Raw genomic sequence first — 14095 nt, forward strand, 5'->3', positions numbered from 1 at the left:
GTTTTAATATCTTCAACGTTTTGTAGAAAACATCAAGCGTCGCAACTGTTTTCCCATATATTTAATCACTGAATAAAAATTTTTAAAAGTGGATTCTCCAGCAATTCGGTTTTCAATAACAACAGGTAATTCAGCAAAAGTCATTTTCTTAACCCGAATGGCATAAGCAATCGTAGACGGCTCCACTTCAAATTTTTCATACTCTAAATATGCTTCGTAAAACTTTGAACTAAAAACTCTTAATCCATTAGTAGGGTCAGTAATTTTTTTTGATGTTTGTTTTTCAAAATAATGCATAAAAACTTTTCTAGCAATTTCTTTTAAAACATTTTGATGGCGTAATTTTTTGGATTCGTGTAAAAACCGCGATCCACTTACAATATCGAGATCGTTCGTAATTGCATAGTTTGCCAAAAACAGCAAATCCTCTGGTCGGTGTTGACAATCTGCATCATATTGTGCGACAAATTTATATCCGTGCTTTTTAGCATAAATCATCCCTGATCGAAGAGCACCAGATAAACCTTTATTTTTACTATGATTGATTAAATTAAATCCGTGATCTTCACAAATTTTCTTTGTTTCATCTGTCGAAGCGTCATTAATGATTACATAATCAAAACTAACAACAGCTTGCAATTTTTTAACAGCGTGTACAATACATTCTGCTTCATTATAAGCCGGAATTATAACCAACAAGCTGTGTTTATCACGTTTTGTAGTTCACATAACACTAAACTTTACATATCTGAATTTTCGGGTTTATTTTCATCGTTAGATGAATTTTCGTTGATAGGCTCAGATAAATCAGCAATGTTATTACTATCAGCTGGTTGAGAAACACTATTTGCTGTCTCTACATTTTCTTGATTATTGGGTTCATCTAATGAAGACTGCTTTTCAAAAATTGCTACAGTTTGCAATTTTTCATTTCCTTTAAGATTAAACAATTTAACCCCTGAAGCAGATCTTCCTGTTTGACTTACTGAATTTAAATGAATCCGAATAATTTTTCCGGATGTAGAAATCATCAATAAATCTTCATCACCTTGAACCAAATTAGTTGAAATTGCTTTCCCTGTTCTTACGTTAGTTTTTAAAGTTACAACACCTTGTGATCCACGGTTTGTTAATCTGTATAAGTCGCGGTTTGTAACTTTTCCAATTCCATTTTCACCAATTGATAAAACTAAATCTCCGTTTGATGACGAAGACAAACCAATTACATTGTCTTTAGTTGGATCTAAACGAACTCCGCGAACTCCGGCGGCTGTTCGCCCCATTGCCCGAACATCGATTTCTTTGAAGCGGACCATTTTTCCATTAGAAACGCCGATGTAAATTTCATTATCACCGGTTGTTTTAATAACTGAGAATAAATTATCTCCATCATTTAAACTAATTGCTATTTTCCCGTTCCGGTTAATTCGTTCAAACTCTGCTAAATTAGTTCGTTTAACTACACCTTTTTGAGTACAGTAAAAGAAGAATCCTTCTTGATACCCATCAACAGAAAGTAAGGATTGAATTTTTTCATCTTTGTCAATGTCAATAATATTTACTGCTGGAATTCCTTTTGAAATTCGAGATCCTACAGGAACCTGGTGGGTTCTAATTCGGTAGACTTTTCCTTTATCAGTAAAAAACAATAAATCTGAGTGGGTAGAACAAATTAATAATTTGCTAACGTCGTCATCTTCATGAGTATTCATTCCTTTAACACCAACACCACCCCGATTTTGGGATTTATATGTATCAACAGGAATTCTTTTCAAATAACCTAATGCAGACATAGTAATAACTACATCTTCTACTGGAATTAAATCTTCGTCTTCAATTGATGATGAGGCGCCATAAATAATTTCCGTTTTTCTGACATCACCATAGCGTTTAGCTATTTCATCTAATTGTTGGCTAATAATTCTTAATTTATGATCGATGTTTTTTAAAATGTCTTCAAAATCTTTAATTTGTGCAAGCAAATCAGTTAACTCGGATTGAAGTTTTTCCCGCTCTAATCCACTTAAATTCCTCAAACGCATTTCTAAAATAGCTTTTGCTTGGATTTCAGTTAAAGAGTATTTTTCCATTAATTGTTTCGTAGCTACTTCATTATTGGCCGCTTCGCGAATTAATTTAATAATAGGGTCTATATTTTTTGTAGCAATCACAAGACCTTCTAAAATATGAGCCCGTTCTTTTGCTTTTTGTAACTCATATTCTGTTTTTCGAGTTAAGACTTCTATTTGGTGTTCCAAATAAATTTCAAGCGCTTGCTTAATATTTAAAAGTTTTGGTTCACCCTTAACAAGTGATAACAAATTAACGTTAAAATTTGTTTGTAATTGAGTGGTTTTGAATAATTGATTTAATAAAACTTCTGGAACAACATCACGTTTAGTTTCTATCACCAACCGGATTCCTTCGCGTGAAGATTCATCTCTTAAATCAGCAATCCCTTGTAATTGTTCAGTTTTAACTAACTCAGCTATTTTTTCAATTAATGTTGCTTTGTTCACCATGTATGGAATCTCGGTCACAATAATTGAAGCTTTGCCGTTTGCATGAGTTTCAATGTGAGCCTTGGAACGAACCGTTACAGTTCCTCTTCCGGTTGCAAAATAATCTGCAATCCCTCGTTCGCCTAAAATTTCACCAGCAGTTGGAAAATCAGGACCATGAATTACTTTTCTTAATTCTTCAGTAGTAACATCTTTATTACTAATTAATAATTTAACCCCTTCAACAAGTTCACGCAGATTGTGAGGAGGTACGTTTGTAGCCATACCGACAGCAATCCCTGAAACTCCGTTAGCTAGCAAATTAGGAAATAAAGCCGGTAAAACTAATGGTTCTCTTTCGGTGGCATCATAATTGTCGATAAAATCCACTGTATTTTTATCAATGTTTCTCAACATTTCAGCAGCTATTTTTGACAATCTTGCTTCTGTATACCGAGATGCAGCAGCGCTGTCACCATCGATTGATCCAAAGTTTCCGTGGCCATCAATTAACATATATCGCATCGAAAAGTCTTGAGCCATCCGCACCATGGTTTCGTAAATAGCAGAATCTCCGTGCGGGTGAAATTTACCCATTACATCTCCGACAATACGTGCGGATTTTTTGTAGGGTTTGTCGTATGTCATTCCCCCGACATGAGCTCCGTATAAAATCCGTCGGTGAACTGGTTTTAATCCGTCACGAGCGTCAGGTAATGCCCGAGCCACAATAACAGACATGGCATATTCCATGAATGATTCTTCAAGTTCAGAAGAGATTGATGTTTCTTTTACAGTTGACTTTTCAAGAGCATTACGAATTTCGTCTTTTATATCATTTGGTTTCATTACTATATCCTGTCCTAGAAGTCAATGTTTCTGACGTTTTTAGCGTTCTTTTCGATAAATTGTTTTCGAGGCAAAACTTCATCGCCCATTAATAATGAAAAAGCTTTATCTGCAATTGCAGCATCTTCAATGCTTACTTTTAAAAGAACTCGTTTTTCTGGATCCATTGTCGTTTCCCACAATTGAATCGCATCCATTTCCCCTAAACCTTTATATCTTTGCAAATCGTATTTTTGAGTTGGGTTTTTCCGTTTTCATTCTTCAAGTTCTATTTCCGAATGCATGTAAATGTTCGTCTTTCCATAACCAACTTTAAATAACGGTGGTTGGGCAATAAAAACATGTCCTTTTTCTAATAAAGGTTGCATGTAACGGAAAAAGAAAGTCAATAACAAAATTCGGATGTGTGCACCATCGACATCGGCATCGGTCATAATAATTATTTTGTTATAACGAATTTTTTCTAAATCAAATTCTGGATTAATTCCCGCGCCAATTGCAGTTACCATGGTTGAAATTTCGGCGTTTTCAAATATTCGTTCAAGTTTAGCTTTTTCCACATTCAAGATTTTTCCCCGTAAAGGTAAAATTGCTTGAAAGTATCGGTTTCTTCCCATTTTAGCTGAACCACCTGCCGAATCTCCTTCGACAATAAATACTTCTGAGATCGATGCATCTCTGGTAGAACAGTCTGCTAGTTTTCCTGGAAGAGATCCAGAATCAAAAGGAGACTTTCGTCTAGTTAAATCTCTAGCTTCTTGTGATTTTTTTCTAGCTTCCATTGCAAGAAGTGCTTTTTTAATGATTAAAACACTTTCTTCAGGGTTTTCTAACATAAAGCGTTCGAAGATATCACCCACAACTTGAGATGTGAAAGAACGCACTTCAGTATTTCCAAATTTTCGTTTGGTTTGTCCCTCGTATTGTGGGTTTGGGTGTTTCACTGAAATTACTGCCGTTAAACCTTCACTAACATCTTCTTTCGATATTTTTTCATCACCCTCTTTTAAAAATTTCTTTTCAAGAGCATATTTGTTAATAATTTTAGTGATGGCAAATCTAAAACCATCTTCGTGAGTTCCTCCCTCAGTAGTATTAATGTTATTACAGAAACTATAAATTGAGTTGTTGTATGTTTTGTTGTATTGGAAAGCTACTTCGACTTTTACACTATAGACATCATTGTTGTTTGGGGCTTTAACGTTATCTTCTTTTTCGCCATAAATAATTGAAGCTATTAAGGGTTCTTTTTCTGAGTTTAAATACTCAATATATTCTTTTATACCACCTTCATAATGTCATTCGTTTGTAGTTTCTTTACCAACACGTTTATCTTCAAAGATAATTTTCAAGCCTTTATTCAAAAAAGCTAGTTGTTGTAAACGACTTTGAATCCCGTTTGAATCGTATTCTCATTTTTCCATGATTGAATAATCTGGCTTATATTCGATCATTGTCCCGGTTTTATGCTCTTTAAGTTCATCAATAACTTTTAAATCTTCAAGTGGCAAACCACCATCTTTAAATTCCATAAAAAACACTTTCATGTCTCGATAAACTCAGATTTTGAAAGAAGAACTTAAGGCGTTAACAACTGAAGCACCAACACCATGTAGCCCTCCAGAAACTTTATAAGAGTTGTTATCGAATTTACCACCAGCGTGTAAAACTGTTAAAACTGTTTCAACTGTAGATTTTCCGGTTTTGGGGTGAAGGTCAGTGGGTATTCCCCGACCATTGTCTTCTACCCGAATTCATTCGTCATCTAAAATGGTTACTTTTACAGTATCTGCAAATCCACCCATAACTTCGTCAACCGCATTATCTACGATTTCCCAAATCATGTGGTGTAATCCTTTTTCTCCGGTTGAACCGATATACATACCAGGTCGTTTTCGAACAGCCTCTAATCCTTCAAGGACTTTAATATTATCGGCATTATAGCTTTCAATTTCTTTAGTTTTAGCCATAGCAAACCCTTTCTAAATCCGTATCAAATAATTCAACAAAACTAACAATTTACTTGATATGATTCGTTTTCTATTTCAATTATGTCTCCGTCGTATAACTTTCGCCCCCGACGTTTTTCAATTTCTTTATTAACAGTAATTTGATGAGTAGAAATAAAAGCCTTTACTTCTCCACCACTCGAAATTTTATTAATAAGTTTAAGCAATTGCCCAAGCGTAATAAATTTTGTTTTTAATTTGACTATCTGGTTCATTGGACCTCAATTTATATATAATATATAATATTATATCATCTATCAGGTTTTATAAATAGGCAAACCATTATAAAACGCAAAATAAAAGCCGCCAAGCCACAAAAAAACCTTGGATAACCATCTTTAAGGTTTTTGTAAAACAAAGCCTGTAAATTAATTGAATAGTTTTAGGCGGTTTTTGTGGGTTTTTCTAATAAAAAAAGATATTCAACATTCTTTTTAGAATCTTTGGTTCACTCATCAGTCCACTTCATCGTGCTCATCACATTTTTTTTATAATCAACTTCAATTATTTTTTTGATTTCAGTTGCTTTTGAAAAAATTTTAATTAAATCGTTTTTAGACGCTCGTCCGTTATTGTTGTAAGAAAACAAAATGTATTTTGCATTTATATCATTAATTAATTTTTCGATAGCTTGGATGGCTATATATTCGTTTTGATCATTTTTCCTAAAATCTTCAAAAACTGAATATGTAAACATATCACGAGAATCCTCTCGTCGGCTGGCTTTTCCAAATAATTTTGGTTGATCATTCAAAATAACAGTAGTTCAGAAATGATAATATGCTGCGTAACGTATTCTACTTGTGGGCATTTTTTCGTTATTTGAGCCGTAAGGAGGATCTAAATATGCAAGATCAAAACATTTGTTATTAATAACTTTAAAAATATCACCTTTAATCACTTCGTGTTTTACCGAATAATTATTTAATTCAGGTAGTTTTAGTTTTAAATCCTTAAATGATCTAGAAGATCATTTAGATAAATAGGAAGAGTAATGACCAATTGTACTATCGACTTTATCTAAAGCTAAAATTAAACTTGTAAGTAAAACACTTTTATCAACGAAATTTAAATGGTATTCATCTATTTTTTGTCTAATAGCATCCAACTTCATTGTGTTTTTCAGTTGAAAGGGTTTTTTAGAAAAAGGATTTTTTGGATCGCCGCCGTATTGTTTGGAAAACCACCCTAACTTTCCGTCAAGATTATTTAATTCATCAATTTTTTGTTGATAAAACCCGCTTTTAGATTCTTTTGCTATTAAAAAACAATTTGCAAAAGCTTCAGATCAAACAGAGACATCTGAAGATGTAACAACATAACCTTGTTTTGCTAAAATTTGAGATACTCGTGTTGTTCCGCTAAAACCATCCAAAACTGATTTAACTTTTAGATTGTTAATGATTTCCAAAATATAAGGTAGCAATTTAAGTTTAGAACCAGCGTATTTAATTCCAACAGTTAAATTATTAAATTTGATATTTTTTTTCAACTTATCTGCACCAGAGTTCTTCGCGGTAATTTTTTAATTATTAAAAAATTAATAATTGGTTTTATAATTTTTTAATCTTTGTATTCGTATGTCTTATAATCAAAAATCCTATTGTTAGGATTTTCTACTTTGTTATTTGGAATAAAAAATCACAAATGGGTTCGGTCCGTATTTAACATATTCGAATAAATCTTTAAACGGCGAATTACTTGTGGCACAACTTTCATTGTAATAACCAAATCCCCTTGTCAACCTAAAGCTTTATTACCTTTATTAAAAAATTCTGAAATTTCACCATTTTGGGTGTTTGTCGGAATATTGAAAGCGTAATTTCGTAATTCTTCATGTCAAATTTCATAACGCCGATCATCATTTATAACTTTTATTTTTAATGGCATTTTAATATTTGAACTTTGTCTAATTTCTTCAGGTGTTAATTCTAGGATAGCTTCGATATCAAAAAATCTTTTAGTTTCTATTCATGCTGAATAATCGTATTTAAGTTTTAAAAACTCAATAAGATTTGATTGATTTACTCGATTAATCTTCATTTCTGGTTTAACCAAAAGGCGTTGTTGCAAAATTGGACTAATTTTAAAATCTTTGTAGATTTCATAAAAAGCTAAGGATATATCTTTATCTAAAAAAGCTCCTAAACCGTCTACTGTTAAATTTTGGTAATTATTTGTTTGAACATTTCTTGTTGGTTCGTAAGCAGAAGAATAATCAAAATTTCATTGTCTGGTTGGGGTGTTATTTTGCATAAAGGATTGGTGTCATAAATCGCTTTGGCTCATATAATCTGCTTGGGGCCCAGAATTTGAAAAAATTTCAAATGTACGCGAATTACTTATATTCACCATCATATCGTATTTAACTTTTTGTATTGGATCACTCAAAATAGAATAGGCATTGTTTATTCTTACAAACATGTCTTGACCATTCTTATTTATATCTGGGTGGTATTTTTTTGCAAGTTTTTTATAAGCATATTTAATTTCCTTCGGACTTGCATCCGAAGATATTTCTAACAAATCATATAAGGTCATATGTTAAAAGCTTCGCATTGGAACCAACACTTGTAAAAACCCTGGTTGTTCTTCATCTTCCAAATTAAAAGGTTTAAGATCACCCTCTATTTTAAAAATAACTTGATCGTGATCAAATGCTTTAAGGTGCTCAACCAAGAAACTTGCATTTACAGAAAACTCTATTGGTTGTCCTGTAAAATCATCAATAACGATATCTTCTTTGGAACTACCTAATTCCAAACTTTTGTATTTTATCGAAAACACACTATTAGTTATTTTGATATTACAAATAGAAGATTTTTCAGAGATAGCAAAAGTAATAACTCGATCTAATGCTTCAATCAATTTGTGTCTAGATATTTTTAAAGTTGTTTCTCCAGAACAATTTATTAAAGAATCTATTTTTGGATAATCAGAATCAATTACATTACACGATAAAATAAAATCTTTAGTTTCAATCATTACATTTTTGTTTTTTGTAAGAAATGTTACTTCTTCATTTAATTTTAAGAAAGAACTGATTAAATTCATAACGTTTGCATTTATTAAAAATTTAAAAGGATCTCCTTCGTAAGAAGTTTTAAAAACCGAAAGCTTAAATGAATCTGTTGCAACTATTCGTAAAACGTTTTTTTCGCTTTCACTATCAAAATAAATTCCATTTAATCTGTTAACTCTTTCTATTTGTTGTAAAGCTGAGTGAGAAACTTTTTTTACAGCAGTAGATAGAGTTTTACTATTTAGTTTAATTTGTGTTCATCCTGTTGAATCGAAATCAATGTTCGGAAAAGAAGAGTGATCTAATGTATTTATGTTTGAAATATAATTTTTTGTTTTTATTTGTAAAGATGAATCGATTTCTTCAAGATCAATATTTTCTTCTTTTATTTTTGAAACGATATTAAAGAAAAGTTTCCCTTTCACCAATATTTTTCCAGGAGATTCTATATCTATATTTTCTTTTATTTTATAAACTGATGATATGATTCCGTTAGATGATATCACTTTAAAATCAGTGTCTGTTATTTCTAGCAAAACACAAGATAAAGCTGCATTCGAAATATTGTTTGAAATGATGTTGTTAGAGAACTTTAACGCTTCTATTAAAACATTTTTGTTAATTGTTACTTTCATAAAACCTTACATCTTTATATATAATTAGTTAATATATTTTATATTAATTATTAATATTAGCATAGAGAATTTTGTGGAAAACTAAAATATTAAACTTAAAAGAGAAACAAAAATGAAGAAAAACAAATTTTACGAAATAGACGATTCTTGTTCAATTGACAAAGGATTCAAAATATATCCTGGAGTAGTAATAGAAAAAAATTGTAAAATAGGAAAAAATGTAACCATTCAGAACGGGACTTTAATATCTAATAATTGTGAAATAGGAGATAATGTTTTTATCGGACCATTTACAGTAATTAGAGATAAAACAAAAATTAAAAATAATTGTGTCGTAGGACCTCATTGTGAAATTGTGAGATCACAACTGAAGAATAATGTGAAAATTTATCACAGGACATTTGTTGGAGATGCTGAGCTTAGTGAAGGTGTACAAATAGGGTGCGGTACAGTAATTGCTAATTCAGATTTTTCAAATAAATTTAAAACCAAAATAAGAAAGAATACAAAAGTGGGTGCCAATTGCACAATCATATCACCAATCGAGATCGGCGAAGATTGTTTCTTAGCTGCTGGTAGTATTATATCAAAAAACCTTGAAAATAAATCTTTTTACAGAATTTCGTTTGAAAAAATAATAAAAAAGAATTAAATATAAATATTTAATTCTTATATAATACGAAAAAAACGAAAAAAACGCTATTATATATAAGGCTATAAATAAATAATAACTATATTACTATGTAATATAGTTACTTTTTCCTCATCAATGTGGAAAACTATAAAACAACAACAAGCTATCACATAAAAACGGTAATGAATAGTTTAAAACAAGTTAATAATAAGTTCTAAAAGCATTAAATAATACTAAAAAAATATCATTAAGATATTATTTTAGTATTATCTCTAAGTTATATTAGTGGTATGGTTATAACATATAAATGGTCAAAACTTTATAATCTATATAAAACTAATGTGATATTTTTTCAATATCTTTATGATAGTGTTAAAAGATTAAAATGATATTATAAAAATACTGTTAAGATATTGTAATAATACTATTATCATATTTAAACAATAGCAAAAAGATACTTATAAAATATAAAAGAAGTATTATTTTAATAGTAATATAATACTATTTTTATATTAAAAAAGTATTTTTATAATACTATTAAGGTATTCAATTTGTACTACATAAGTATTAATAAAATACTGTCTTAGTATTTTTAAAGTATTAACTTTATACCAATATAATACTTTTTTAGTATTTTTTAAGTATTACTTAAGTACTTTTTAACTATTGAACAAGTATTTTTAAAGTATTATTAAAGTATTTAATACATATTAAAATAGTATTGTTATAATATCAATTAAATGTTAGAAAAATTAAGGGAAAAGAATTATGATAATTTCATTCATAAATAATAAAGGAGGAGTTTTAAAAACAACTCTTTCTACTAATATAGCGGGAGCGATTTCAAAGATAAACCCAAATTCTAGAACCATCATCATTGATTTAGATGGTCAAGGTAATGTGTCTGCTACTTTTGGTCAGCATCCAGAACGCTTAAAAAATACGTTAATAGATATATTTAGAGGCGAAAAGGAATACGATGAGTGTATTCTTAATGTTTACCCCGGAATAGATATTCTTCCATGTAATTTCGAATTAAGTTTTGTAGATTTAGACGTGTCTCACGGGGAGTATAAGGCATCAAATATTAAAGATTTGATTAAGAATCTAGAAAAAATATATGATTATGTCATTGTAGACACTCCACCTGCTATGTCAACAATAGTTTCTGTAGCTATGAGTATTTCTAGGCTTGTAGTTATTCCTTTTGAACCTGATCAATATTCCATTTTAGGACTTATGAGAATTGCGGAAACTATAGACAGTTTTAAAAAGAAAAATGTAAAATTGTCAGCATTAGTTGTTCCAACAAAAGTCAATTTGAGAACAAGATTGCACATGGATGTTATGGATTTAGTAAAAGCTAAAGTTAGCAAGAAAAAAATCCCAATAAGTAAATCGTTTGTGTCATATACTACTAAATCTGCAGCAGCGGTTGGTTATGAAAAACTTCCTATAGTTTTGGTTGGAGCAAAAACCAAATATCAGGATGAATATATTTCAATCGCAAAAGAAATATTAAATATTGTTAAATCAGATACAAGGAAGTAAATTATGAGTTCAACAAGCAGTAAGAAAAGAAAAACATTTATTGATTTATCAGATGACGATTTTTTTTCTATTTCTAACAATAAAAACGAAAAACTTAGTACAGTTTCTAAAACAAGAATTACAGATAAATCTAAAGAATTAAAAAATACAAGAATTGAATCACCAACACCAACAGAAGAGGAAAAATTCACACCCATAGAAAAAAAAGAAGAAAAATCCAGAAATTTAGAAACTGATTTAAAAATATCTGATTCTAAAGAATCTTCTACTCAGCAAGAATCTACAAACGAACCTAAAAAGAATACTGTTATATCCAACGTTTTAAATATTGAAGGAGAAGAACCTTTAGTTAAAGGTTTTCATTTCTATTCAAATGACAGAGTAATGGACAAAGTAAAAAGATGTGCCAAAGAAAAAAATATTAAACTTTCAAGACTTATTACAATGATCCTAGATAAAACAATAAGAGAAGAATAATTTATGGATTTAGAAAAACTAAAAGCACTTTGAAAAGAAATTTTAAAAAAAGCCGAAGGATTTATTGAACCTTCTATTTTTTTTGAAACGCACGTTAAGAATTTAACTCCGAAAATATTCCGAAATAATACTATTTATGTAATACCAAATTCAGCATTTGTCCGCACTGTTTTAAACGAGTCGTATATTGATAAATTTAATAAAGCTTTAATTTCTATTTCTGGAGAGAATTATAAAATAAAGTTTGTCTCACAGGATGAATTGACAGCAAACAATATTCAAAAAGAAAAAAATATTCACACAGTTGTTCAAGGCGTGAATAAAAATATGTTTTTTTCTAATTTTATTGTTGGTAAATCTAACAAACAAGCATTTGAAGCAGCAAAAGCAGTAGCTTCACAAACAAATACGAAATGAAACCCCCTATTTTTATTTGGTTCTACTGGTTTGGGAAAAACACATTTGGTTAATGCTATTGGAAATGAATTTTCAAAGAATTTTCCGGAGAAAAAAATAGTTTACATCAATAGTGATGATTTTACAAGAGAAGTTTTTGCATCCATAAGTAATTCAACTGTCGAAGATTTTAAAAATAAAATTAAATCATTTGATTTATTGATTTTGGACGATATACAGTTTTTGGCCACACGGGAAAAAACAAACGAAATATTTTTTAATATTTTTAACGATATGATAACTAACAAGAAAAGAATTGTCATGACATCAGATAAACGTCCAGACGAGCTGCACGATTTTGATAAACGAATGATTTCTCGTTTTTCATCCGGACTCTCTGTTGAAGTTTTTAAACCTGATGCAGATACAATGTGTGATATTCTTTCTTTGAAGTTAAAAGAAGCTGATTGTTCTTTCAAAATGACAAATAACGCAATTGCTAAAGTAGTAAATTTATTTAATACAGATGTAAGAAAACTTGAGGGTATTTTGAACCGAATAGTTTTTTATGTTATGACCAATTATGAAAATTTAACTTTGTTAGAAGAAACACACATTGACAAAATATTGGAATCAGAATATAAATCTATAAATGCTGAATTAAATAAAAATCCTGACGGAATAATCGAAAGAATTTGTCGAAACTATAATGTTTCTAAAGAGGGGGTTCTTTCTGATTCTAGAAAAAGTGAATTAACCAACGTTAGAAAAATATGTATGTACGTTTTAAAAAATAAGTTAAATATGACTCTTGCAGGAATAGGCAAAGTTTTTCAACGTGATCATTCAACAGTAATGAGTTCCATTAACGGGGTTGAAAAAATGATGGAAAAAGATTTAACTCTAAAACAATTTATTGAATCAATGCTTTCTAAGTTGTAAATACTTTTTTGGGCTTGCCAATATAAATTGCTAGTGTAGTGTTAAAATATAGTGTTAAAAATTTACAGCTTGGAATATTATGAAAAAAACAAATAATTTCTTTGTGAAGTTTTTCCGCAAATACAATTTTATGTTTTTGTTTTATGGAAATTCTTTTTTGCGTTCTAAAATGGGTGTCGCTTCAGCTGTTTTGTTTGGTCCAGTACTAACATTAATTCTTATGGGGTCAATTTCTTTTGCTTCTAATTTATTGGCGCCTTTTCTTTTAAGTTTTACGGCGATAGCTATGCCTTTCTTTTATTAGCTTTCGTTTTTGATAAGTATAAAAAAGAACTCAATTGTAGATAAGTTTTTTGTCTTTGCTAAAAGACCAATTTATGCTAATTTATTCCCCGCTACATTTGTTTTTGTACTTGTGTTTTTAATGTATTGATGAAATGTTTTAATTATGGGTTTATTTAATCTCGCACCAATGTTTGCGACAGCAAATTTGTTTACCGCAACAAACTGAGGAGACTTAATTTTTACCTCAATTCTGACAACTTTATTAACAACCTCTTTGTTAAGTTTTGGATATACTTTTTTTAATTCGCAATTAACTGCAAATTTAGTTGCTATTCTATTTGGTTTATATTTTATTTTCATGGCCGGATTTACAGGTTCAGTTTCTCCTTATTTGTCGTTTTCACCAAACCAAGATCCGAACGCTTTACCAAGCGCTAAAATAGCTTCGTATTTCTCGCCATATACATATGTCAATGGTCTAGGTTATGAATCTATTAATAGCTTTACCCAAAATGTTAATAACAACCCTACAGGATTTGGTAATCAAGCCGGCTCCCCGGTGAACATCGACAATACAAATATTTTTAATTTTGAAAAACCATTTACTGTATTCTCTCCATTCGGTAGCGGACCAGGAACAGTTGATGCTGATGGTAATTTTGTTCCACCGCCTCCTACAAAATCGTTTATTTACTATCATTGAGACCAACCTTTAAATATATTCATTCCAATCATTGTGATTGCGGCCATTTTCGGCTTGACTCTTAATACAAGACAAGGTTTAAAAAAATAAT

General features: G+C 30.3%; 13 protein-coding genes. 6 read left to right on the forward strand and 7 right to left on the reverse strand.

The window, feature by feature from the left end; genetic code table 4:
- Window positions 1–3: 3 nt before the first annotated feature.
- The 7 genes from T384_RS0102825 to dnaN form a co-directional block, all read right to left on the reverse strand.
- Window positions 4–729 (reverse strand): glycosyltransferase family 2 protein, encoded by a 726-nt coding sequence (locus T384_RS0102825; protein ID WP_027119760.1) that lies wholly within the window; start codon window positions 727–729, stop codon window positions 4–6.
- Between the two features lie 11 nt (window positions 730–740).
- The gene (gene gyrA / locus T384_RS06280; RefSeq protein ID WP_084266115.1) at window positions 741–3350 is read right to left on the reverse strand and encodes a DNA topoisomerase (ATP-hydrolyzing) subunit A; all 2610 of its coding nucleotides are present in this window, start codon (window positions 3348–3350) and stop codon (window positions 741–743) included.
- Window positions 3351–3364: 14 nt separating this feature from the next.
- Entirely contained in the window at window positions 3365–5320 is a 1956-nt protein-coding gene (gene gyrB / locus T384_RS0102835; RefSeq protein ID WP_027119761.1) for a DNA topoisomerase (ATP-hydrolyzing) subunit B, read from the reverse strand.
- Window positions 5321–5361: 41 nt separating this feature from the next.
- Window positions 5362–5574 (reverse strand): S4 domain-containing protein YaaA, encoded by a 213-nt coding sequence (yaaA, locus tag T384_RS0102840; protein WP_027119762.1) that lies wholly within the window; start codon window positions 5572–5574, stop codon window positions 5362–5364.
- A gap of 167 nt (window positions 5575–5741) precedes the next feature.
- Window positions 5742–6851, reverse strand: a complete 1110-nt coding sequence (locus tag T384_RS0102845) for a DNA adenine methylase (RefSeq protein ID WP_027119763.1) — start codon at window positions 6849–6851, stop codon at window positions 5742–5744.
- Between the two features lie 71 nt (window positions 6852–6922).
- On the reverse strand, window positions 6923–7900 hold the full coding sequence (locus T384_RS0102850) for a DnaJ domain-containing protein (RefSeq protein WP_027119764.1): 978 nt from the start codon (window positions 7898–7900) through the stop codon (window positions 6923–6925).
- Between the two features lie 3 nt (window positions 7901–7903).
- On the reverse strand, window positions 7904–9016 hold the full coding sequence (gene dnaN, locus T384_RS0102855; protein ID WP_027119765.1) for a DNA polymerase III subunit beta: 1113 nt from the start codon (window positions 9014–9016) through the stop codon (window positions 7904–7906).
- Between the two features lie 112 nt (window positions 9017–9128).
- Here dnaN and T384_RS0102860 point away from each other — a divergent pair, with 112 nt between their 5' ends.
- The 6 genes from T384_RS0102860 (at window position 9129) to T384_RS0102890 (ending at window position 14094) form a co-directional block, all read left to right on the forward strand.
- Window positions 9129–9668, forward strand: coding sequence for a DapH/DapD/GlmU-related protein (locus T384_RS0102860; RefSeq protein ID WP_027119766.1), 540 nt, complete (start codon window positions 9129–9131; stop codon window positions 9666–9668).
- 750 nt (window positions 9669–10418) lie between these two features.
- A complete protein-coding gene (locus tag T384_RS0102865; RefSeq protein ID WP_027119767.1) occupies window positions 10419–11201 on the forward strand; it encodes a ParA family protein in 783 nt (260 codons plus the stop codon).
- A 3-nt stretch (window positions 11202–11204) separates the two neighbouring features.
- Window positions 11205–11678, forward strand: a complete 474-nt coding sequence (locus tag T384_RS06980; RefSeq protein WP_052663460.1) for a hypothetical protein — start codon at window positions 11205–11207, stop codon at window positions 11676–11678.
- A gap of 3 nt (window positions 11679–11681) precedes the next feature.
- The gene (dnaA, locus tag T384_RS06290) at window positions 11682–13016 is read left to right on the forward strand and encodes a chromosomal replication initiator protein DnaA (RefSeq protein ID WP_052663462.1); all 1335 of its coding nucleotides are present in this window, start codon (window positions 11682–11684) and stop codon (window positions 13014–13016) included.
- A gap of 79 nt (window positions 13017–13095) precedes the next feature.
- Entirely contained in the window at window positions 13096–13320 is a 225-nt protein-coding gene (locus tag T384_RS0102880) for a hypothetical protein (protein ID WP_027119768.1), read from the forward strand.
- Between the two features lie 144 nt (window positions 13321–13464).
- Window positions 13465–14094, forward strand: a complete 630-nt coding sequence (locus T384_RS0102890) for a hypothetical protein (protein WP_156933121.1) — start codon at window positions 13465–13467, stop codon at window positions 14092–14094.
- Window position 14095 lies beyond the last annotated feature (1 nt).

Source organism: Mycoplasma testudinis ATCC 43263 (genome assembly GCF_000687795.1).
Taxonomy (GTDB): Bacteria; Bacillota_I; Bacilli_A; order Mycoplasmatales; family Mycoplasmoidaceae; genus Mycoplasmoides; species Mycoplasmoides testudinis.